Here is a 22,371-nt window from a genome sequence, read left to right on the forward strand (position 1 = left end):
AATATGATGAGTTTGAATCCGAGAGATATCGTGGTGGTGGACGGTGTTCGTACCGCCATGGCAAAAGCAAAGAACGGCGCTTTCCGTAACGTACGTGCCGAGAACCTGTCTGCTGCCGTGATGCAGGCGCTGTTCAGCCGGAATCCCAATCTGGATCCGTCGGAAGTGGACGATGTGATCTGGGGCTGCGTCAACCAGACTCTGGAGCAGTCCATGAACATCGCCCGTAACGCGGCGATCATGACCGGCATTCCTCGTAGCGTGCCTGCGCAAACGGTGAACCGTCTGTGTGGCTCCTCGATGACCGCGCTGCACATTGCGGCGGCCAACATCAAGGCGGGCATGGGCGACTTCTATGTGATTGGTGGCGTGGAGCACATGGAGCACGTGCCCATGGCCCACGGTGTGGACGTGAACCCGGCAGCCAGCAAGTACGCTGCCAAGGCGGCCATGATGATGGGCCTGACCGCCGAACTGCTGGGCAAGATGCACGGCATCTCCCGCGAAGACCAGGACAAGTTCGGCGTACGCTCGCATCAGCGCGCCCAGGCAGCCATGGAGAAGGGCTACTTCGATAACGAGATCATCGGTGTCGAAGGCCACGACCAGCGCGGCTTCAAGGTACTGGTGAAGAACGACGAAGTGATCCGTGCCGATGCCAGCCTGGAGTCCATGGCCAACCTGAAGCCGGTGTTCGACCCCCGTAGTGGCACCGTCACGGCCGGTACTTCATCGGCGCTGTCGGTGGGGGCCTCCGCCATGGCAGTGATGAGCTACGAGCGTGCCCAGGCGCTGGGGCTGGAGCCGATTGCCCGCGTGCTGTCGACCGGTGTGGCAGGCTGTGATGCCTCCATCATGGGCTACGGCCCGGTACCCGCGTCCAAAAAGGCCTTGAAGGCCGCTGGCCTGTCGGCAGCGGATATTCAAACCGTTGAGCTCAACGAGGCGTTTGCTGCCCAGGGTCTGCCGGTGCTCAAGGACCTGGGCTTCCTCGATGCCATGGACGAAAAGGTCAACCTGAACGGCGGTGCCATCGCCCTGGGCCACCCGTTGGGCTGCTCCGGTTCGCGCATCTGTACCACGCTGCTCAATGTGATGCAGCAGCGCGATACCACTCTGGGCCTGGCGACCATGTGTATCGGTATGGGCCAAGGCGTTGCCACGGTGTTCGAGCGCTTGAAATGACGCGCCCGCCAGCCATGTGATTGCAAAACGGCACCTTCGGGTGCCGTTTTGCCGTTTGCAGGGGGGGCGTGGCATCAAAACATGCCGCCATCCAGCCCGGCCGCCAACGCCATGGCCAGCTCCTCGACCTGTGCAGCAAATGTCTCCTGCCACTCGCCTCGCAAGACCACCGGTTGCTGAACCCAGCGCCAGCGCAGCCCGGTCACGATGCTTTCCACGGCTCGCTGGGTGCCCGTGCCGTCGTGGCCAGCGCGAATGTAGAGCGCGCAGGGCAAGCCCTGCTTCTCATCCAATACTGGGTAGTAGCTACGGTCGAAAAAATCCTTCAAGGCACCGCTCATGTAGCCGAGGTTTTCGGTGGTGCCGAGCAGAACGGCGTCGCAGGCCAGCAGGTCGGCGGGCCCTGCTTCGAAGGGAGTTTTCACCGTACAGACGACATGCTCGAGATCGGGATGCTCTGCCCCTCGCCTGGCAGCTTCCCTCAAGGCCTGGGTATTGACGGAAGGGGCGTGAGCGACGATTAATAGCTGTTTCATGGCAAAGACCTGCGCAGTGGCGATTGGCGATGTGCCCCGTAGGTGCCACACTAAAGGCAGCATGACGGCTGGTAAAGCACTGCTCAAACGTCGTGCTGACGTCATGGCTAGCCAGACGAGTATCACGATAAAGGGACAATCTGTTGAAAGCTCAACAAGGGAAGCGAGTCATGTATCTGCAGGCCAGGAGCGTGGGGAAGAGAGTAGGGCAGATAGCGGGGAAGCGCGTAGGGAAAGCGGCAGCATGCGCAGCCGTGCTGCTGTTGGTGGGGTGTGCAGGCCAGCCCTCGCCCTCCAGTAGCGCAGTGGAGTCTCCTTCGGCGGTGGAGCCTGCAGTATCACCTGTTATGCCGTCGGCCACGCGCGCGTCCGCCTCACCGGTCACGGATTGGGTGCCGCCGCTGCTGGCCAGCCCCGAAGAAGAAGCGGCTTACTATGTCAGTCGCTTGGCAGACCGCAGTTTCGTTTCGCAATATGGTGGCCCGGATAATCCGCGCCCCTGGTACATTGCCGCTGAGCGGCTGGGTGAGATCGGGGCGCCCGCAGTGCCACTTCTGCTGGCCAGGCTCAATACGCAGGACGCCTACGAGCTGATGCTGGTGCTGTATGCCCTGCACTTGGCCACGCAAGACCCGCTGATCACCTTCCAGACCCGTGGGGAATCCGTGCAGCTGCCGGGGGTGCTGGACGAGCGCATGAATGCCGACAATCGGCGCCTCGTCGAAGAGTGGCAGCAGCGCCATGCGGCGGCGTTGGATTTAGGCTAACGGTTTGGCTACATTGATGAATTGAACCTACGATCGACGATTTGGAGATGACGATGGGATTTGCACTATCTTCCATGCAGGTCAGCAGTACGGCCTTTGGTCAGCATCAGGCCATCCCTGCCAAGCATACCGGCGAAGGCGAGGACATCTCACCCGATCTGGCCTGGCAGGGTGCACCTGAAGGTACCCAAGGCTATGCGGTGATCTGCCACGATCCCGATGCCCCGCTGGTCAAAGAGGGCAGCTACGGTTTTGTGCATTGGGTGCTATACAACTTGCCGGGCGATATGACGTCGCTGGAAGAGAATACTACTCAAGGCACCTTGGGGATGTCGGATTTCGGCAAGCCGGGCTATGGCGGCCCAATGCCGCCGGAAGGCCATGGTAGCCACCTCTACTATTTCTGGGTACTGGCACTGGACCAGGCAACCACGCTTCCCGAAGGACTGACGCTGCCCGAACTGCTGCGTGCCGTCGAGCCGCACCTGCTGGGCATGAATCGGCTGGTCGGTACCTACCAGCGCGACTGACCTATCTCTTCAGGCTGGAGCATTTTGCCCAAGCCGTGTAGGCTCCACCGCTTTCTACGTCCAGTAGATGACCCGATAGCGATGGAGCCTTTTCATGAGTGACCTTCCCAACTGCCCCGCCTGCGCCTCTGAATTCACCTATGACGACGGCCTGCAATTCGTGTGCCCGGAATGCGGCCATGAGTGGTCGAAAGGTGGTGAAGAGGAAACCGCATCCGCCAGCACCGGCATTCGTGATGCCAACGGTAACCCGCTGGTCGATGGCGACACGGTGACCGTGATCAAGGATCTCAAGGTGAAGGGCAGCTCGCTGGTGGTCAAAGTGGGAACGCGGGTCAAGAACATCCGCCTGGTCTCCGGTGATCACGACATCGACTGCAAGATAGATGGCATTGGCCCGATGAAATTGAAGTCGATTTTCGTCAAGAAAGCCTGATGTTGCCACTTGCCAGGGGTCGATGCTCATTTCTGGGTCGCCGGTCATAGCTTTTATGAATGAGAATGATTGGCTTTTTTGAAGTTATCAGCGGCGAACGTGCCAGGAAGTAGCGACTTTTGCGAAGGATTTTGCAGAAGGGCTTCACATCATTTTTATACAGGACTAAAATGGTCCCCAATTAATGGGTAAGCCTCTTCCTCGCACACGGGGCCTTACATACGGGAGTCACCATGCTCAAGCTTTCTCGGCTGACAGACTATGCGGCGGTGGTGATGGCGCAAATCGCGCGCCATCCGAACACTTCCCATGCCGCCGCCGATCTGGCCGAAGCCGTTCAGCTGCCGCACCCGACTGTGAGCAAGACGCTTAAAATGCTGGTCAAGGCCGGGTTGCTGGAGTCCCAGCGCGGCGCCCAGGGTGGGTATCGGCTGGCACGCCCCGCCTCGCGGATTACCGCCGCCGATATCATCAGCGCCATCGAAGGTCCCGTGGCCATGACCGAGTGCAGCCAGGCGGAAGGCGAGTGCGACCTGGTGGCTACCTGTGGTGTGGCCGACAACTGGCAGCGCGTTTCCCTGGCCATTCGCACGCTGCTGGAGAGCGTCACCCTGGCGCACCTCGCCGACACCGCGCCCATCAAGCTGCCCGTTCAGCTACCCATTCAAAGCATTACGCTATCGGCGGCTTCGGCGTAAGTCGCAACCACATTCACTCTTATTGACGGCGAGCTCAACTCGCCACCCAACTGCCCGGAGGGTATCACCATGGCAAGCGAAGAAATGGAACAGTTGGTTCGTCGCGAGTACAAAGATGGCTTTGTCACCGATATCGAAAGCGACACACTGCCACCTGGCCTGGATGAAAACACCATTGCCTTCATTTCCAAGAAGAAGGGCGAGCCGGAATGGATGCTGGAGTGGCGTCTGGATGCCTATCGTCAGTGGCTGAAAATGGAAGAGCCCTCCTGGGCACACCTCGATTATCCGCCCATCGATTATCAGGCGATCTCCTACTACAGCGCGCCAAAGCGTCCGGAAGACCGTCCTCAAAGCCTCGATGAGGTAGATCCCAAGCTGCTGGAAACCTACGAGAAGCTGGGTATCCCGCTGCACGAGCGTGCTGCCCTGGCGGGTGTGGCGGTCGATGCGGTATTCGATTCGGTATCGGTAGCCACCACGTTCAAGAAAGAGCTGGCGGAAGCCGGGGTCATCTTCTGCTCCATCTCGGAAGCCATCCGCGACTACCCGGAGCTGATCAAGCAGTACCTGGGCACCGTCGTGCCGGTCGCCGACAACTACTTTGCTGCGCTGAACTCTGCGGTGTTCACCGACGGCTCGTTCGTTTTCGTGCCGGAAGGCGTCACCTGTCCGATGGAGCTGTCCACCTACTTCCGTATCAACGCGGCCAATACCGGACAGTTCGAGCGCACGCTGGTGATCTGCGAAAGTCGTGCCCAGGTCTCCTACCTGGAAGGCTGTACGGCGCCCATGCGCGATGAAAACCAGCTGCACGCAGCGGTGGTCGAGCTGGTGGCGCTGGATGATGCCTACATCAAGTACTCCACCGTTCAGAACTGGTACCCCGGTGATGAAGAGGGCAAAGGCGGTATCTACAACTTCGTGACCAAGCGCGGCGACTGCCGTGGTGAGCGCTCGCGTATCAGTTGGACGCAGGTGGAAACCGGCTCGGCCATTACCTGGAAATACCCCTCTTGCGTACTGCGTGGCAAGGACAGCATCGGTGAGTTCTACTCGGTGGCCGTGACCAACGGGCGCCAGCAGGCGGATACCGGCACCAAGATGATCCATATCGGTGAAGGCACACGCTCCTACATCGTGGCCAAGGGTATCTCGGCGGGCAGGAGTGATCAGTCCTATCGCGGTATGGTCAAGATCGGCCCGCGTGCCAAAGGCGCACGTAACTTTACCCAGTGCGATTCGCTGCTGATCGGCGACAAGTGCGGTGCCCACACTTTCCCGTACCAGGAAATCGGCAACAGCACGGCGACCATCGAGCACGAAGCCACCACGTCGAAAATCGGTGAAGACCAGCTCTTCTACTGCCAGAGCCGCGGCATCTCGGAAGAAGATGCGGTGAGCATGATCGTGAACGGCTTCTGCAAGGATGTCTTCCAGGAGCTGCCGATGGAGTTTGCGGTAGAAGCGGAAGCACTGTTGAACGTCACTCTTGAAGGTGCGGTGGGCTAACCGCGCAGGCATCCCCCTATTTTTTAAAAGGCGATTACTATGTTGCAAGTGAATGATTTACACGTCACCGTCGACGGCAAAGAGATTCTGAAAGGCCTGACGCTCACCATCAATGCCGGTGAAGTGCACGCCATCATGGGCCCCAACGGCGCGGGTAAATCCACCTTGTCAGCGGTCATTGCGGGCAAGGATGGCTACGAAGTCACCCAGGGCAGCATCACCTTCGAAGGCCAGGACGTGCTGGAAATGGAAATCGAAGAGCGCGCCCAGGCAGGCCTGCTGCTGGGTTTCCAGTACCCCGTCGAGATTCCGGGGGTGAAGAACATTTACCTGCTGAAGTCGGCGCTGAACGCGCAGCGTGCTGCCCGCGGTGAAGGCGAGATGCCCGCCCCAGAGTTCATGAAGCTGGTCAAAGAGAAGCTGAACTTCATGAAAATGGATGCCAGCTTCCTGCAGCGCGCGGTGAACGAAGGCTTCTCCGGCGGTGAAAAGAAGCGTAACGAAATCCTGCAGATGCTGGTGCTGCAGCCCAAGCTGGCCATGCTGGACGAAATCGACTCCGGCCTGGACATCGACGCCATGAAGGTCGTGGCCGATGGGGTCAACAGCCTGCGCGCCGAAGAGCGTGCCATTCTGCTGGTCACGCACTACCAGCGCCTGCTGGACTACATCGTGCCCGACAAGGTCCACGTCCTGATGGATGGTCGTATCGTCAAGACCGGTGACGCGGCGTTGGCCAAAGAGCTGGAGGCCAACGGTTACGAAGGCATCGAGGAGTCCGTGGCATGAGCGAGACACAAACCTTTCTGGATACGCTGGCGGCGCGCAGCCAACAGCGTGGCGCAGAGCCCAGCTGGATGGCCGCACGCCGCCAGGCGGGGGCCGCACGCTTCGAGGCGATGGGCTTTCCTACTCGTCGCGATGAAGAGTGGAAATACACCGACGTACGCGCCATTGCTCAGGGAAATTTCGCCCTGGCCGATAACGCCGAGTTCTCTCAGGCGCAGGCGGCTGCGCTGATGCTGCCACTGGAAGCCTATCGCCTGACCTTCGTCGATGGCGTATTTTCGGCGGCGCTGTCTGACCTGGAAGGTCTGCCTTCCAGCGTGCAGGTCATGCCGCTCTCCAAGGCGCTCAGCGATAACCATGAAGCGGTGGGTGGCCCGCTGGGTCGTTTGACCGGCGTGGAATTCTCCCCCTTCTCGGCGCTCAACACCGCGTTCGTGGAAGAAGGGGCCGTGGTGCGTATTGCGCCCGGCACGGTAGTGGAAAAGCCGATTCTGCTGCAGTTTCTCTCACGGGCCGGGGCGCCGGTCATGAGCCACCCGCGGGTGCTGGTCGAAGCGGCCGGGCGCAGTGAGGCCACGCTGATCGAGCACTACGTGGGGGAAGCCGATGCTGCCAACTTCACCAACGTGGTCGGTGAGCTGATGCTGGACCGTGGTGCGATCCTCAACCACTACAAGCTTCAGGAAGCTCCGCTGGGCGATCTGCACATTGCCAGTATCCACGTGGAGCAGAGTCGCGACAGCCGCTACACCTCCTACAACCTGAATCTGGGCGGTGCGCTGGTGCGCAACGACCTGATTTGCGAGCTGGACGGGCAGGGCGCCGAAAGCAACCTGTACGGGCTGTTCTTCGGTCAGGGTCGCCAGCACGTGGATAACCACACCAAGGTCAACCACAACGCGCCGCTGACGTTCTCCAACGAGAACTACAAGGGCATTCTGGATGACCGTGCGCAGGGCGTCTTCAACGGCCGGGTATACGTCAAGCGCGACAGCCAGAAAATCGAAGGCTTCCAGAGCAACCAGAACCTGCTGCTTTCCGACCGCGCGCAAATCAACGCCAAGCCGGAGTTGGAAATCTACGCCGATGACGTCAAGTGCTCCCACGGCACCACCACGGGCCAGCTGGATGAAGAAGCCGTCTATGCGCTGCGTACCCGGGGTATCGACGAAGCCACGGCGCGCGGCCTGCTGACACTGGCCTTTGCCGGTGAAGTGCTGGAACAGGTCACGCTGGATGCCATTGCCGAGCGAGTCGAGCTGGCGGTGGCAGGCAAACTGCCCGAGCGCTTCAACCTGGCAGGGCTGGTGGAAGCAGCGGCTGCGCTGAACGATTAATCAAGGAGTCCCCCATGCCCCAGAGCGTGATTGAGAAAGCGACCACGGCCAGCATTGCCGCCTACGATATCGAGGCCCTGCGCCGCGAATTCCCCGTGCTCCAGCGGGAAGTGCACGGCAAGCCGCTGGTCTATCTGGACAATGCTGCTACCAGCCAGACTCCCCAGGCGGTCATCGACGTGTTTGGCGACTACTACGCTCGCTACAACGCCAACATCCACCGTGGGCTGCACACCCTGGCGGATGAGGCGACGGCCGCGTTCGAAGCGACACGTCATCGCGCCAGGGACTTTCTCAATGCCGAGGATGCTCGCCAGATCATCTTCACTCGGGGCACCACTGAGGCGATCAATCTGGTCGCCCAGAGCTGGGGGCGAAGCCAGCTGCAGGCGGGCGACGAAGTGCTCATCTCGATGCTGGAGCACCACTCCAACATCGTGCCTTGGCAGCTGTTGGCCGCCGAGCGTGGTTTCACCATCAAGGTGATCCCGGTAGACGCTCATGGTGCGCTGGACATGGACGCCTATCGCACACTGCTCAACGAGCGTACCCGGCTGGTGGCGGTGAATCATGTGTCCAATGCGCTGGGGACCATCAACCCGGTCAAGGAAATGGCCGCGTTGGCCCATCAGCAGGGCGCACTGATTCTGGTCGACGGTGCCCAGGCGACGCCGCACCAAAAAGTGGATGTTCAGGACATCGACGCCGACTTCTACGCTTTCTCCGGCCACAAGGTGTATGGCCCCACGGGCGTGGGCGTGCTGTATGGCAAGGCGGCGCTGCTGGAGGCCATGCCGCCCTGGCAGGGGGGCGGTGAGATGATCAAGACCGTCTCGTTCGACGTGGGCACAACCTTCGCGGACATTCCCCACAAGTTCGAAGCCGGCACGCCTGCCATTGCGGAAGTGATTGCGCTGGGGCGTGCGCTGCAGTGGATAGAGGAGGTGGGGGTCGAGGCCATTGGCGACTGGGAAGCCGTGCTGTTGACCCATGCCACTCAGGCCGTCAGCCACATCGACGGACTGCGCATTCTAGGCACGGCGCCGCACAAGGCGGGAGTGCTGTCGTTCGTGGTGGACGGTGCCCACTCCCAGGATATCGGGCTATTGATCGACCAGCTGGGCGTGGCGATTCGCACGGGGCATCACTGTGCGCAGCCGCTGCTCCACCATTTTGGCGTCGAGGCTACCTGTCGTGCCTCGTTTGCAGCGTATAATACCCTGCAAGAGGTCGATGCGTTCGTTGCGGCGCTGAACCGTGTGATCCAAATGGTACGCTAAGGACATCTATGGATATCGAGCAAGTGGCCAGCCTCGAACGAGGCCAGAAACTGCCGCTACAGCGTGATGTAGAAGCCATTGCCATTCCGTTCGGCAAGACGGATACGCTGGCAGAAGATAGCATCGTCAGTGTCATGCAGGCGAAAGGCAGCTCTGTCAGCGTTGGATACGAAGGGCGGCTGTATCTGATCGAGGGTCGCAATCTCGATGCCTTGGGGCTTGAAGCATTGCCACGGCCTACGCTGCCTGAATCCGCCAGCGATGACGAGATCGAGCAGTTCGTCTGGGATCAGCTGCGCACCTGTTTCGATCCGGAAATTCCGGTCAACATCGTCGATCTGGGGCTGGTGTACGGGTGTCGTATCGAGCGCTTGATCAGCGGTGAGCGCATCGTCACCATTCGCATGACGCTGACCGCGCCTGGCTGCGGCATGGGCGATGTCATCGCTGCCGATGCGCGCAACAAGATTCTGGGAGCGCCGCAGATCAGCAAGGTGCATACCGAAATCGTCTTCAGCCCCGCCTGGAGTCGTGACATGATGAGCGATGAAGCCAAGCTTGAGCTCGGCATGTTCTAACCCCTGCTGGGGAGCTGGATGCACAGCCTGTTATTTCGTTGGGTAAAACGTTGTCTGCTGTCGCTGGTAGCCATGGTGCTGCTGGCGGCTTTGCTATTGGCGGCAGGCAACGCCTGGGTACTGCTGAGCACCTCACGCTATATCCATACGCAGCTGCAAGAGTGCCGTCCAACGGATGTCGCTATCGTTTTTGGCACCTCTCACTGGACACGTAGCGGGCTGCGTAACCCTCATTTTCATGCGCGTATGCGCACCTCGGCGCGCCTGATAGCCGATGAGCGCGTGCAGCATCTGCTGCTCTCCGGGGATAACCGCACCCAGGCCTACAACGAGCCCAGAGCCATGTGGCGCGACCTTTATCGACGAGGCGTGCCGGCCGACAGGTTGACCATGGATTTCGCGGGCTTCAGTACCTACGACACCATGGTGCGAGCGCGGCATGTGTTTCAGTTGGAGCAGGCGCTGTTGGTGACCCAGAGCTGGCACTTGCCACGAGCGATTTTTATCGGCCGCTCGCTGGGCATGGACGTGACGGGTTGTGTGGCCGAAGAGCAGCCCTCGGCGGGCGAGTGGCGGCTCAAGGTGCGTGAGTGGCTGGCGCGTATGGCGACGCTAGGGGATCTGTACCTGTGGGGCAGGGAGCCTCACTTTCTGGGGCCGGCCGAGCCTATCGTGCTGAGCCGTGATCGATTGCCTCTGGAGCCGCCACCCGTGACCACTGATGTGCTGATCGACCTGGAAGGCGTGCGCCTGCTCTATCCGGAACTCCCTCTGCTCGGAGAGCCAGCGCGGCAGCTAGAGCCGTCGGCGGCTCCTTGAAGGTGCGCGAAAGGAGCGCTTAGCGGCGAGCTTTGCGCTTTTGCAGGCTATACAGCTCGCGGATCAATTTACGGCAGCCCTGCATGCACTCTTCCACAACGGGTTCGATGGGGTCGGGCAGCGGATGGGTAAACAGGGTCGAGAGGGCTTGCATCAAGACACGCTCTTGTTCCAACAGTTCATTGATCAGAACCTGACTATCGTTGCCCACGAAGCTTTTCAGGCGGCTCCACAGCCACAGAAAGTCATCGCGCTCCACGTCGGCATCCCTGGGAAGCATTTTCAGATGGGCACGGGCCAACTCCTGCAGCTTGCGCATCTGTTTCAGTCGAGCCGTGTAGTGAGGCTTCAGCGCGTCGCGCAGCGAGGGGCGCAGGCGTTCGATATTGTCCTGGAAATAATCAATGCTATCGGCCAGCGCTTCCAGCACGCTGTCCATCGCCACTTGGCGATTGTCGAGAAACATGAGCGTCTACCTCCTTCGGTGACGCAGATTGTGGGGGTGGCAGCGTTGATTTGCCACCCCTAATGCGGATTATTTTTACCTTTGGACGTTAGCCTTTAGGCTTGGGGGGCGCTTTTCGGGCAGGCGTTGCGTTTTTTTCGATATGTTCGATGATCATGCCCGCGATGTCCTTGCCCGTGGCACTCTCGATTCCCTGCAGCCCAGGAGAAGAGTTGACCTCCATGATCACCGGCCCATGGTTGGAGCGCAGCAGATCGACACCGGCAACGCGCAGGCCCATGGCCTTGGCTGCCCGGATGGCGGTGGAGCGCTCTTCAGGGGTAATGCGAATCACGCTGGCCGTGCCGCCACGGTGGAGGTTGGAGCGAAATTCGCCTTCGGCCGCTTGACGCTTCATGGACGCCACGACTTTGTCGCCAATCACGAAGCAGCGAATGTCGGCGCCTTTGGCTTCCTTGATGTACTCCTGCACCATGATGTTGGCCTTCATGCCCATGAACGCCTGCACCACCGACTCGGCAGCCTGGTTGGTCTCGGCCAGTACCACGCCAATGCCTTGGGTGCCTTCCAGCAGCTTGATGACCAGCGGCGCCCCTTTGACCATGGTGATCAGGTCGGGAATGTCGTCTGGCGAGTGGGCAAACCCCGTGATGGGCAGCCCCAGCCCCTTGCGGGAAAGTAGCTGCAGCGAGCGCAGCTTGTCGCGGGAGCGCGTGATAGCGACCGAGTCGTTGATCACGTAGGTGCCCATCATTTCGAACTGGCGCAGCACGGCGCAGCCGTAGAAAGTCACCGAGGCGCCAATGCGGGGAATGACCGCATCGAAGGGCTCGATCTCGGCCCCCTTGTAATGAATCGAGGGGTGATGAGAGGCGATGCTCATGTAACAGCGCAGCGTATCCACGACACGAGCCGTATGGCCGCGCTGCTCGGCGGCTTCGACCAGGCGGCGGGTCGAGTATAAATTGCGGTTACGCGAAAGTAGGGCAATATGCATGCAGGGCTCCGGGCCAAAACAGGAAAGGCGTGTTAAGTATATTCAAGGCTCGCCGTGCAAAAAGGCAGCGCCGGGTGCGACTAACAGACGACGCATGGCGCGCCTGCCCAATAGCATGGGGTGGCGCATATTGCTGCGGTCGGTCAAGGTAAGTTCGACGGGGAAGCTGAGCTGGCCCAGTTCCATCTGTGTGCGAATGACGTAGCGCCATTCGCTGTGCCCATTCGAGCTGGTCACCCGTCTTCTGTCATGTAAATGTAGACGATAACGATGCCCAGGGGTGTCGGGACCCCCGCTATGTGTCACGAAACTGACCCACAGCTGCCCATGGGCGTCTTCTTCCGTCTCGATCTCTTCGGCATGCAGGGCAGAGGTGCGCGCGCCGGTATCGGCCTTGCAGCACAGGTGAAGGCCAAGGTCGGTCAGCGTGACCATTTCACGGCGGCCAATCACGGCCTTGGCCTGATAGGGTAATTCCTTCACGGTTGACTCCTGACATCTAGTTGGAAGAACAGCATGATGACCGTCACCTGTTACGAATTTATGCGCGGCGCGGCATCAGGCCTGCCAGGCGTGCGTGCATGGGTGAACCGACAGGTGCGTCACGCAGGGTCAACATGACAGGCAAGCGTAGCCTGGGAACGAGGGCGATATCACGCACGACGGCTGAGAAATCGGCACGCTCGTCTTCGGCCAGTCGGTTCAGGAACAGCGGCAGGCGTGTCTCGTCTTCCAGCAGTTGCCAGCCGCGCCCGGCCATGGCAGCCATCAGGTCAGGGCCGCAGGCAGCGCTATCCTCAAGCAAGCTCGTGTACCAATCGCCTACCGTGGGTTCTGGTGAGCTGCCGACAGCCCTTACGCAGGCGCACACGGTTTCCACGTCTCCCTCGCTGGCCGCCTGCTCGCCACGCGCCTGAAGCGCTTCCAGCAGGCAGCCTGGCAAAGGCTGGTGCTCGAGGCAGTAGCATAGCGCACGCGTAACGCTGGCGGGCAGGTAAGACAGCCGTTCGGCCAGCGCTCTGGCTGCATCGTCGTCCATGCGCACCGCAAAGTCAGCCAGCCCCTGCACGCCGAGCGCTTGCCAATCGATCGACTGCTGGCCACTCAGATACGCTTCTACCGGTTCCAGATGCTGGCTGGCAGGTAGCCCCAGGTGCAGTGTGGCACGGGCATTGAGCATGGCCTGAAAGGTGACGTCGGGCGTGAAGGCCAGCGGGTTGTCCTTCATCAGGTCGTCTACGCCAGCGCTGGCGTCAGCTGACAATGTCTGCTCTGACGCCAGGGCATTACGCCCCAGAGTTTCCAGCAAGCGATTGATGAAGCCATCCCGCTGTGCAGGCGAGAGCATGCCCTGCTCGTCCAAGGGCAGGGCGAGGAACCAAATAGCCGGTTCAGGCATCGCACCCAGCCGAAACACGATGCCCAGACGCGCCTGACCCAGCCAGGGCTCGGGCCAGGCGTGTTCGGCCTGCTCGAAGCCGCGCAGGGTATCCCGCGAGCAGGGCACCACACGACGCCCCATATGGTAGAGCGTCACGTCGGCACCGCTGCGGATAAAGAACTCGTCGAGGGTAGTAATTGGTTGCATGACATCCTTCCGCATTTCAAGCGTGCACTCTACCTTGATGCTCGGTCACTGTCAGCCGTAACCATTGATAAAACCATACCTTATCGTCGAAGTGGTCAAAAAGTGAACAACATTCCCCAGGCCCCGTGGGAGTAGCCGTTGCGACACCTTTCCATAGTTTATCCACAGTCTCTTGCAGGTTTTCTGTGAATCTGTGCATAAACGCGTTGGCCATGCCTCTCGGTGGCAAGTTACACACAGAGTTGGGATAATCACGCCGACCATTCCTTATGAGTAGACTGTTTATGAGCGTCCATCAACAGCTTCAAACCGCGCTTCTCGAGCTTGAAGCCGCGATGAAAGCCGCCAACCTATGGCGAACCCCCCTTCCAGAGGCGAGTGCGTTTGCCAGTCAGGAGCCCTTTTGTGTGGATACCATGTCGCTGCCCCAGTGGGTGCGCTATGTGTTCGTGTCCCGGTTGACCGCGCTGGTAGAAGCTCAGGCGACCCTGCCCGCCAAATGTGAGGTAGCGCCCGCCATGGCCGCTTATCTGATGCAGGAAAAAGTGCGCGCCAGCGACCAGGTGCTGGTGATTCGCGCCATGGAAAGAGTCGACCAACTGGTGACAGACAACTGAACAGGTGGCCGTCAGCGCGGTGCTGTCGTGCTTCTCAACCGAACAGGCCCGGAGCTAATGCCCCGGGCCTGTTCGGTTTGATGGGTAGCTCCGTATCTTTTAGAAGCGGTAGCTGAGACCCGCCATGACCACGATGGGGTCGATTTCGACGGTGCCCGCTGCGGCGCCGTTCACCGTGGCGTCCGTATCGATGTCCAGGTACCAGGCGGCGGCGTTGAGCGCCCAGTTGTCGTCGATCAGCAGGTCGATACCCAATTGGCCTGCCAGACCCCAGGAGTCGTCCAGATCCAACTCACCAATCGCCAGCTGTTCGTCCGAGAAGCGCGTGTAGTTGATACCAGCGCCAATGTAGGGCTGAACCCGTGCCTGGGTGCCGCCCAGCGGGTAATACTGCAGCGTCAGGGTGGGTGGCAGGTGCTTGGTCGAGGCAAGGTTCTCGCCGTTCAGGGCAATGTCGTGCTTGAAGGGCAGTGCGGCCAGCAGTTCGACGCCCACCTTATCGTGAAAGCGATAGCCCAGCGTAAAGGCGAAGTCGGTCTTGTCCTGAACGTCCACCGCCAGTGCGCCGTTGGCCAAGGCGCCGTTGTCGTTTTTGGGTGTCACTTGTGCCACGCCCACGCGGGTAAAGAAGTCACCTGCGCCGTAGGCAAAGGCCTGGCTGCTGGCGGCCAGCGTTGCAGCGGCCATGCTGGCAGCGATGAGAAGAGAGGGTTTGAACGGGCGCATAATGTTGCTCCTGACCATGATGAGGGTGAGTGGTTCGCGATCCATGGCGCCACTATAACCAGCCAGAAGCGGTGCGTTATTGACCTGAGGCAAAGAGCGGTGCGCAAGCGGCCAACAATGCAAGAGACCTCCTGCAAGGCGGGGCCTTGACGAGGAGGTCTCGGATGACTGCTTGCCGATGCTCACCGCCTTCCGAAGCAGGCGGTGAGGGTGGCATGCTGGCCAAGAGCCGTGGCTAAAAATCGTCGCCAGGCGTAATGGTCAGGATCAGCGTTCGATGTGCTGGTACTCACCGGCATCGGCGGTCATGTTGCTGACGACCAGGATGGCGATGAAGGAGGCGATGAATCCGGGAATGATTTCGTAGACACCCGGGCCGCCCATGAAGGAGCCGCTCCAGCCCAGCGAAATCCAGATCATCACGGTGGCGGCACCGACGATCATGCCGGCCAATGCGCCTGCACCGTTGGTGCGCGGCCACATCAGCGCGAGGATGATCAGCGGACCAAAGGCAGCGCCAAAGCCTGCCCAGGCGTTACTGACCAGCCCCAGCACCTGCGAGTCTTCATTGGAAGCAATGATGGCGGCCACGATACCCACCAGCACGACGCACACACGGCCCACCGCCACGCACTGCTGCTCGGTGGCATTCTTGTGCAGGAACAGGCGGTAGAAGTCTTCCGTCAGCGAAGAGGAGGACACCAGCAGCTGGCTGGAGATGGTACTCATGATAGCTGCCAGCAGCGCCGCGTAGAGGAAGCCGGTGATCAGCGGGTGGAAGAGCAGATTGGCCAGCACGATGAAGATGGTTTCAGGATCCTGGATGTCCATGCCGTTACGCACTGCGAAGGCGCGACCCGCCAAGCCCAGCGACACGGCACCGATCAGCGAGACCAGCATCCAGCCCATACCGATGTTACGCGCTACAGGCACGTCTTCTTGTGAGCGAATGGCCATGAAGCGCACGATGATATGCGGCTGACCAAAATAGCCCAGGCCCCAGGTCACCGCCGACAGCCAGCCTACGAACGTCAGCCCCGTGGTCCAGGAGAGCAGCGTGGGATCGACACTGTTGAGCGTCTCCGACGCCTGTGAGAAACCACCGCCGCCGTCACCGAACAGCACCACCGCAGGCATGATGATCAAGGCCAGCATCATGATGCAGCCCTGCACGAAGTCGGTCATGCTCACGGCCAGGAAGCCGCCTACCACGGTATAGATCAGCACCACGCCGAGGGTAATGATGACGCCCATGGCGTAATTGCTCATGTCGCCAAAGTTGTACACTCCGGTGAAGGCCGTTTCGAACAGCTTGCCACCGGCTACCAGGCCCGAGGCGGTATACACGGCAAAGAAGATCACGATCACGATGGCCGACACGGTGCGCAGTGCCAGGGCACGAGTCGGGAATCGGTTGGCCAGAAACGCCGGAATGGTAATCGCGTTGCCGTAATGAATGGTCTGCTCGCGCAGACGAGGCGCGACCAGTATCCAGTTGAGCAGTGCGCCCACCAGCAGGCCAATGCCGATCCAGGCAGAGCCCAGCCCAGACACGAACATGGCCCCGGGCAAGCCCAGCAGCAGCCAGCCGCTCATATCGGAGGCCCCTGCCGAGAGTGCCGCGACCTGCGGGCTGAGAGTACGGCCCCCCAACATGTAATCTTCCGAGGAAGAGGTCGCTTTGCGCATGGCATAGATGCCGATGGCGATCATGAGCGCAAAATATCCAAGCAAGCTAATCCAAACACCAGTAGCCATAACACTTCTCCAGTTCGTCAGAACGGAGTCAGGTCACCTACGAAAGCCCGCGCGTGCTGGCCGCTCTTTCGTACATTCCTGACTCCGACAGCGTCAGCGCCTTGGCGGTGCGTGGCCAAGGCACGTTGATCTTGTTGTTAATTTCCCTGCCGGTTCGGCGTGGCCAGTGGCTGGCCACGGCTCGAGCCGTCAAGCAGGGCGCCGGAAAGGGTATGGCGGAGTATCGATGTCGAGTTCCCTGTGCCTGGTGCACGGCCTGGGAGGGCCGTGGCAGCGCAGGCAGTCACGCTATTATTGTCAACCATGAGACGGATCCTTTTCAGGAGTTCAGGTTAGTTTATGTCGATGAGCGTTCTACTCATCCCCTAGCGCCAATAGAGACGCGTTGCCACCCAGGGCGGCGGTGTTGTTGGTGATCGTCTTCTCAGTCACGAAGCGCTGCAGGTAATGCGGGCCACCCGCTTTGGGGCCGGTGCCCGAAAGGCCCTGACCGCCGAATGGCTGCACGCCGACCACTGCGCCGATGATATTACGGTTGATGTACACATTGCCTACTCGAATTTTCTGCGCTATTTCAGCGGCAAAGGATTCGTTACGGCTATGCACGCCAAACGTCAGGCCATATCCCCGTCCGTTGATGTCGTTGATCACCTTGTCGATCTCGCGGGCCTTGTAACGCACGATGTGCAGCACGGGGCCAAACTGCTCGCGGGTCAGCGCATCGATGCTGTCGATGGTAAAGGCGACCGGGGCCACGAAAGTGCCGTGCTGAGTATGCTCGGCGGTCATCGGGGTTTCGGCGACCAGCCGGTTTTCGCCCTTGAGCTTGTCGATATGTGCCAGCAGCCCTTTGCGCGCGTCCTCATCGATGACCGGGCCCACGTCGGTGCCCAAATCGCGCGGATCACCGATCCGCAGTTCGCTCATGGCGCCCTTGAGGATCTCGATGACGCGGTCGGCCACGTCATCCTGCAGGTAAAGCACACGCAGGGCAGAACAGCGCTGCCCGGCGCTCTGGAACGCTGACTGGATCGTGTCCATGACCACCTGCTCGGGCAGGGCGGTGGAATCCACGATCATGGCGTTCATGCCGCCGGTTTCCGCGATCAGGGTTGGCAGCGGCGCGTTTTCGCGGGCGGCCAGGGCGCGGTTGATGATCTGAGCCGTATCGGTGCCGCCGGTGAACACCACGCCGGTGATGCGCGGGTCGGAGGTCAGCACGCTACCCACGGTGGGGCCGTCGCCCGGCAGCAGCTGCACTACATCGCGGGGCATGCCCGCTTCGTAAAGCAGCTCGATGACGCGATGCGCGACGATGGAGGTCTGCTCGGCGGGTTTGGCCAGCACGGTGTTGCCTGCCACGGCGGCTGCGACGATCTGACCGCAAAAAATGGCCACTGGGAAGTTCCAGGGGCTGATGGCGGCAAACACGCCCTTGCCGCCCATGGATAGCCGGTTCGATTCACCGGTGGGGCCAGGCAGCTCGATGGGCTCGCCGAACGACTCTTCGGCGCGCATGGCGTAATAGCGGCAGAAATCCACGGCCTCCTTGATCTCGTCCACGCCGTCGGTGAGCAGCTTGCCACCCTCCCGGGAGCAGAGCGTCATCAGCTCGGCCATGTGCTCTTCCATCAGGTCGCCCAGGCGGCGAACGATGGCCGCGCGCTCGGCAACCGGCGTGGCATCCCAGCGCGGGAACGCTTCCCAGGCAGCGTCCAGTGCCTTGGCCGCCTGCTCCTTGCTGGTCCACTGCACGCTGCCCACGGTCTGGCGACGATCAAAGGGCGATGTCACGCGATGGGTATTGCCCGCATCTTCGGCCACGTCGAACGCCAGCAGTGGCCGGGTGGGGTACTGCTTGTCCATGAACGTGGCCATCTTCTCCATCAGCGGATAGTACTGGCTGCGGATATTGAGGTTGACGCCACGAGAGTTGCGGCGTTTCGCACCGTAGATGTCCTTGGGCAGCGGAATCCGCTTGTTGTAGAAGCTCTTCTGCTGGCGCAGGGTTTCGATGGGGTGCTTGCAGAGCGACTCCACCGGCACTTCGGGGTCGACGATCTGGTGCACGAACGAAGAGTTGGCGCCGTTTTCCAGCAGACGGCGCACCAGGTAGGGCAGCAAGTCCTTGTGGGCGCCCACCGGGGCGTAAATGCGGCAGTAGGTGCCTTTGGGGGCCCGGGCCAGGGCGGCGTCATACAGCGCTTCGCCCATGCCGTGCAGGCGCTGGAATTCGAACGGGCGGCTGTCTTGGTTGGCCAGCTCCAGAATCGTGGTCACGGTGTGCGCGTTGTGGGTGGCGAACTGCGGGAAGATGCGCCCGCGGGTGTCGTCGGAGAGCAGGAACTGGGCGCAAGCCAGGTAGGCCACATCGGTACATGCTTTGCGCGTGTAGACCGGGTAGCCATCGACCCCCAGCTGCTGCGACTCCTTGATCTCGCTGTCCCAGTAGGCGCCCTTCACCAGGCGCAGCGGAATTTCGTCGCCTTGCTGGTCGGCCAGTCGGTTCAAGTAGTGCAGAACGGGCAGCGCACGCTTCGAGTAGGCTTGCACCACCAGGCCGAAGTGGCCCCATCCTTTGGCAGCACTGCTTTGATAAATGGCGCGGAAGACCTCCAGCGAGAGCTCCAGGCGGTCTACTTCTTCGGCGTCGATGGTGACGGCCACGTCCAGCTCGCGCGCCTTGGTGACCAGCTTGATCACGGTGTCCACCAGCTCGGCCAGCACCTGCTCGCGACGGCCAAACTCATAGCGCGGATGCAGGGCCGACAGCTTGATGGACACTGAAGGTGCAGGGGTCTTGTCGCCCAGGGTCTTGCAGGCTTTGCCCACCTGCTCAATGGCACGGGCGTAGTCGTCGAAGTAGCGCTTGGCATCGGCGCGGGTGCGGGCGGCTTCCCCCAGCATGTCGTAGGAGTAGGTGTAGCCCTTGTTGAACAGCGGCTTCGAGCGCTTGAGCGCTTCGTTGATATCGCGGCCCAGCACGAATTGCTTGCCCATGATTTTCATGGCTTCCATCATCGCCCGGCGAATCACCGGCTCACCCATACGGTTGACCATGCGATTGATGAAGTGAGCAGGCTGGCCCTCTTTGGGGTGGTCCAGCTTCAGTACCTTGCCGGTCATCAGCAGGCCCCAGGTCGAGGCGTTGACCATCCAGGACTCGCTCTTGCCCACGTGGGACTGCCAGTCGGCCGGGCCAAGCTTGTCTTCGATCAAGGCGTCGGCGGTGGCGGTGTCCGGGATGCGCAGCATGGCTTCGGCCAGGCACATCAGCATCAGGCCTTCATGGGTGTCCAGGCTGTACTGCTGAAGCAGCTCGTCGATGGTATCGACGGCGGTATCCATGTTGCGCACTTCTCGCACCAGCGCGGCCGTGTTGGCTTCGATGCGGGAGAAGTCGTCCGAGTCGGCGTTCAGTACCTTGATCAGCTCGCTAACGTAGGCATCCTCATCCACGATGTAGTGGTCGCTAATACGCGCCATCAGCGTATCAAGGTCGGTTTGCCAGATGGCTGGGTCACGCATTTTCTTGGCATTAAGCATTGAGGCCCCCGTAAGACAGGTCTGAAACAGGCTGCTGAAGCGAATGGCTGGATTCACCAGCGTTTAAAAACAGTGATAGCAGGGCAGGTGCCCAGTATGTTGTCGAATGTAGAGCGCGCGCCCGTCAGTTGTATGTCGTTTTCATGGCAAAACGTGTCAAATTCTCGGCAAGAAGCGCCTGTTTACGACTTTAGTAGAGCGGTTGGCGACTTGCCAGCACCGCTCTCAACGCTGCCGGGCCATCATAGGGGAATGCCGGCCTGTGCCAGCCGAACCGAGCCTAGCGTGAGGGAGCAGCAGCAGAGGCAGTGCTCGGCGTTCCATTGGTCGTGGGGAGGGTGGCGCTGGCAGTGCCCTGGCGCAACTGGCGAGGCGACGCGCCGTAACTGCTCCGAAAGGCATGAGAGAGCGCGCTCTGGTTGGCAAAGCCGGTCTGGATGGCAATATCGGTCAAAGGCAGGCGGCTTTGCAGAATCAGCTGCCGAGCGGCGTGCAGGCGCTGTCGACGCACGTATTGCCAAGGCGACAAGCCTGTCTGGGCACGGAAGCGTTCCGAGAAGTGGGCCTCGCTCAGGCAGGCCAGCTTGGCCAGGTCGGCAACGCGCAGCTCGTCGGCCAGATGGCGGCGAATGAAACGGTCGATCTGGTGCAGGTCGATGCGCCGTTGGGCAGCGGATGGCTCTGCCCCCAGGCGGGCTTTCAACGACCCCAGCAGCGTCGCGGCCAGACGGTCCTGTTGAAAGGAGGTGGCCGAATTGTCGAATCCTCGGGCCAGCTCGCTTTCGACGAAGGTCAGGTAGTGGCGTAATGCGCTGTCCAGCGCAAAAAAACGCGGCGCATCGAACAGCGCTACCAGCTCGCGATGCTCTCCCGTCAGTGCGGGGGCGTCTTCCGGCAGGTCCAGAATCAGCTGGCGGTTATGGCCGCTGCCGGAGTAGTAATGCTCGTGATTGGCGGGCACGATACAGCCTGAAAACGCATTGACGCGTCCGCCCAGTCCCTCGATCTCGAACTCGGACGAGCCGCACAGAGTAATGACGATCTGATGAAAGTCATGGGCGTGGTGGCGGGTAGCGCTCTCCAGCGGGATTTGGCGAATGGTGCTGGGCATGAAGGTCTCCTCGACGATGCAAGGCTAACGCTGGCGTAGCGCGGTATGGGCCGCCAGATGATCGCGCAGGGCCTGAAGCTCTTCCTGCCCGGTGGCGTTGAGCAGCGGTTTGCCTTGGGCGATCTGCCAGCGTCTGCCGTGGCTATCCATCAAGTGCGAGGCGCGACGGCGTATGTTATCCAGATATTCGTCATGACGAATGGGGTAACCAATGATGGTGTTCCACTCGGTTTCGCTCACCTGACTGGCCAGGGCTTTGTCGAAAAGGGCGATCAGATCCTGAGGCTCGGTGCGGTAGCGCGGTGTGCTGGCGGTCATCAGCGCCAACAGCACGCCGCCAATCACCACGACGCAAACGCCAAAGACCAGTAAATAAAGTGCCATGTCACGCTCCCTGTGTCGCGGTGAGAGAGGAGTGGCTAGTATACGCGTCCCTTGGGGAAGACGAAAATTTTGACCTTTGTGCGAACTTTTCCTCTGGGCAGTGTCTGATAGTGTACAGGCAACATCGCGATGGCAGTCGCTAATAGTGTTGTTCTGGCTATTGTTTTCGATCCCTTGCTTCCGCTGCTTTTTAAAGCAGCGGTTTTTTTTGCGATGAAGAAAATGTCGGTTCAATGACGTCGAATGGTCAACAGGGCGATCAGGATGTCGCGACGGGTAACGATGCCGATCAACCGCTGTTGTTCGACCACCGGATAGATCTTGGGCTTCTTGCCCAGCATCTCCTGAGCCAGGTCGGTGATGCTCTGGTTGGGCGACGCGGTCAGCACATCCTGGCGCATCAGCTCTTTGACCAGTGGGGCTTCGTCGTCATGGTATATGCTGTCCAGTACGCGGCCAAGCACGTCCTGTTCGGAAATGAAGCCGATCAGCCGGTCGGCTGCATCGACGACCGGTGCGCCGGGCAGGCGATGCAGCGCCAGGCCTTGCGCCAGATTGGTGATGGACGTCTCCCCCGAGACGCGGTAGCAATCGCGGGACATGATATCGCGTACGGTATCCGGAATCTTGTTGTTCATGGGCAGTCTCCTCGAGCGTGACGCAGTGGCCGCCAGGCACGGCCAACTCTTTTACTGTAGGAGATTTAACTTG

The 22,371-nt window shown here is 60.7% G+C and carries 23 protein-coding genes; 12 read left to right on the forward strand and 11 right to left on the reverse strand.

Going from position 1 to position 22,371, the window contains the following annotated elements; all coding sequences use genetic code 11:
- Window positions 1–6: 6 nt before the first annotated feature.
- Window positions 7–1,185 carry an acetyl-CoA C-acyltransferase FadA gene (gene fadA, locus IE061_RS15665; RefSeq protein ID WP_052196417.1) on the forward strand — a complete coding sequence of 393 codons (1,179 nt, stop codon included), beginning with the start codon at window positions 7–9 and terminating at the stop codon, window positions 1,183–1,185.
- Window positions 1,186–1,259: 74 nt separating this feature from the next.
- Here the strand turns inward: fadA and IE061_RS15670 are convergent, their stop codons facing one another.
- Window positions 1,260–1,721, reverse strand: a complete 462-nt coding sequence (locus IE061_RS15670) for a flavodoxin family protein (RefSeq protein ID WP_039179407.1) — start codon at window positions 1,719–1,721, stop codon at window positions 1,260–1,262.
- Between the two features lie 347 nt (window positions 1,722–2,068).
- On the opposite strand from IE061_RS15670, the gene IE061_RS15675 reads away from it, so the two are divergent.
- From IE061_RS15675 to IE061_RS15720, 10 genes are all read left to right on the forward strand, one after another.
- Window positions 2,069–2,488 carry a hypothetical protein gene (locus IE061_RS15675; protein WP_230478490.1) on the forward strand — a complete coding sequence of 140 codons (420 nt, stop codon included), beginning with the start codon at window positions 2,069–2,071 and terminating at the stop codon, window positions 2,486–2,488.
- Window positions 2,489–2,541: 53 nt separating this feature from the next.
- The gene (locus tag IE061_RS15680; protein WP_039179410.1) at window positions 2,542–3,018 is read left to right on the forward strand and encodes a YbhB/YbcL family Raf kinase inhibitor-like protein; all 477 of its coding nucleotides are present in this window, start codon (window positions 2,542–2,544) and stop codon (window positions 3,016–3,018) included.
- A gap of 94 nt (window positions 3,019–3,112) precedes the next feature.
- A complete protein-coding gene (locus tag IE061_RS15685) occupies window positions 3,113–3,454 on the forward strand; it encodes a zinc ribbon domain-containing protein YjdM (RefSeq protein ID WP_039179413.1) in 342 nt (113 codons plus the stop codon).
- A 233-nt stretch (window positions 3,455–3,687) separates the two neighbouring features.
- Window positions 3,688–4,152, forward strand: a complete 465-nt coding sequence (locus IE061_RS15690) for an SUF system Fe-S cluster assembly regulator (RefSeq protein ID WP_016914269.1) — start codon at window positions 3,688–3,690, stop codon at window positions 4,150–4,152.
- Between the two features lie 69 nt (window positions 4,153–4,221).
- On the forward strand, window positions 4,222–5,664 hold the full coding sequence (sufB, locus tag IE061_RS15695; protein ID WP_039179416.1) for a Fe-S cluster assembly protein SufB: 1,443 nt from the start codon (window positions 4,222–4,224) through the stop codon (window positions 5,662–5,664).
- A 39-nt stretch (window positions 5,665–5,703) separates the two neighbouring features.
- Window positions 5,704–6,453, forward strand: a complete 750-nt coding sequence (gene sufC / locus IE061_RS15700) for a Fe-S cluster assembly ATPase SufC (protein WP_039179419.1) — start codon at window positions 5,704–5,706, stop codon at window positions 6,451–6,453.
- Window positions 6,450–7,790, forward strand: a complete 1,341-nt coding sequence (gene sufD / locus IE061_RS15705) for a Fe-S cluster assembly protein SufD (RefSeq protein ID WP_193462023.1) — start codon at window positions 6,450–6,452, stop codon at window positions 7,788–7,790. Before sufC ends, sufD begins: the two co-directional genes overlap by 4 nt.
- Window positions 7,791–7,804: 14 nt before the next feature.
- Window positions 7,805–9,070, forward strand: a complete 1,266-nt coding sequence (locus tag IE061_RS15710) for a cysteine desulfurase (RefSeq protein WP_193462024.1) — start codon at window positions 7,805–7,807, stop codon at window positions 9,068–9,070.
- Window positions 9,071–9,078: 8 nt separating this feature from the next.
- A complete protein-coding gene (gene sufT / locus IE061_RS15715; protein WP_039179426.1) occupies window positions 9,079–9,648 on the forward strand; it encodes a putative Fe-S cluster assembly protein SufT in 570 nt (189 codons plus the stop codon).
- Window positions 9,649–9,666: 18 nt separating this feature from the next.
- Complete coding sequence (locus tag IE061_RS15720) at window positions 9,667–10,467, forward strand: SanA/YdcF family protein (RefSeq protein WP_096922725.1); 801 nt, start codon at window positions 9,667–9,669, stop codon at window positions 10,465–10,467.
- Between the two features lie 19 nt (window positions 10,468–10,486).
- Here IE061_RS15720 and IE061_RS15725 read toward each other — a convergent pair whose 3' ends face one another.
- From IE061_RS15725 to IE061_RS15740, 4 genes are all read right to left on the reverse strand, one after another.
- Window positions 10,487–10,933 (reverse strand): hypothetical protein, encoded by a 447-nt coding sequence (locus tag IE061_RS15725; protein ID WP_039179432.1) that lies wholly within the window; start codon window positions 10,931–10,933, stop codon window positions 10,487–10,489.
- An 88-nt stretch (window positions 10,934–11,021) separates the two neighbouring features.
- Complete coding sequence (gene rimK, locus IE061_RS15730; protein ID WP_016914261.1) at window positions 11,022–11,930, reverse strand: 30S ribosomal protein S6--L-glutamate ligase; 909 nt, start codon at window positions 11,928–11,930, stop codon at window positions 11,022–11,024.
- A 42-nt stretch (window positions 11,931–11,972) separates the two neighbouring features.
- Window positions 11,973–12,413, reverse strand: a complete 441-nt coding sequence (locus IE061_RS15735) for an ATP-dependent zinc protease family protein (protein WP_039179438.1) — start codon at window positions 12,411–12,413, stop codon at window positions 11,973–11,975.
- A gap of 58 nt (window positions 12,414–12,471) precedes the next feature.
- Window positions 12,472–13,518 carry a DUF3549 family protein gene (locus tag IE061_RS15740; RefSeq protein ID WP_144984449.1) on the reverse strand — a complete coding sequence of 349 codons (1,047 nt, stop codon included), beginning with the start codon at window positions 13,516–13,518 and terminating at the stop codon, window positions 12,472–12,474.
- Window positions 13,519–13,802: 284 nt separating this feature from the next.
- Here IE061_RS15740 and IE061_RS15745 point away from each other — a divergent pair, with 284 nt between their 5' ends.
- Window positions 13,803–14,135, forward strand: coding sequence for a YqcC family protein (locus IE061_RS15745; protein ID WP_039179444.1), 333 nt, complete (start codon window positions 13,803–13,805; stop codon window positions 14,133–14,135).
- 99 nt (window positions 14,136–14,234) lie between these two features.
- Here the strand turns inward: IE061_RS15745 and IE061_RS15750 are convergent, their stop codons facing one another.
- From IE061_RS15750 to IE061_RS15775, 6 genes are all read right to left on the reverse strand, one after another.
- On the reverse strand, window positions 14,235–14,861 hold the full coding sequence (locus tag IE061_RS15750; protein WP_052196418.1) for an OmpW/AlkL family protein: 627 nt from the start codon (window positions 14,859–14,861) through the stop codon (window positions 14,235–14,237).
- Between the two features lie 267 nt (window positions 14,862–15,128).
- Window positions 15,129–16,619, reverse strand: a complete 1,491-nt coding sequence (gene putP / locus IE061_RS15755; RefSeq protein ID WP_096922728.1) for a sodium/proline symporter PutP — start codon at window positions 16,617–16,619, stop codon at window positions 15,129–15,131.
- Between the two features lie 354 nt (window positions 16,620–16,973).
- On the reverse strand, window positions 16,974–20,165 hold the full coding sequence (gene putA / locus IE061_RS15760; RefSeq protein ID WP_096922729.1) for a bifunctional proline dehydrogenase/L-glutamate gamma-semialdehyde dehydrogenase PutA: 3,192 nt from the start codon (window positions 20,163–20,165) through the stop codon (window positions 16,974–16,976).
- 280 nt (window positions 20,166–20,445) lie between these two features.
- A complete protein-coding gene (locus IE061_RS15765) occupies window positions 20,446–21,276 on the reverse strand; it encodes an AraC family transcriptional regulator (protein WP_039179452.1) in 831 nt (276 codons plus the stop codon).
- A 24-nt stretch (window positions 21,277–21,300) separates the two neighbouring features.
- Complete coding sequence (locus tag IE061_RS15770) at window positions 21,301–21,660, reverse strand: hypothetical protein (RefSeq protein WP_039179455.1); 360 nt, start codon at window positions 21,658–21,660, stop codon at window positions 21,301–21,303.
- Between the two features lie 230 nt (window positions 21,661–21,890).
- Window positions 21,891–22,298, reverse strand: a complete 408-nt coding sequence (locus IE061_RS15775; RefSeq protein WP_096922730.1) for a CBS domain-containing protein — start codon at window positions 22,296–22,298, stop codon at window positions 21,891–21,893.
- Window positions 22,299–22,371 lie beyond the last annotated feature (73 nt).

It is taken from the genome of Vreelandella hamiltonii (genome assembly GCF_014651795.1).
Classification (GTDB): Bacteria; Pseudomonadota; Gammaproteobacteria; order Pseudomonadales; family Halomonadaceae; genus Vreelandella; species Vreelandella hamiltonii.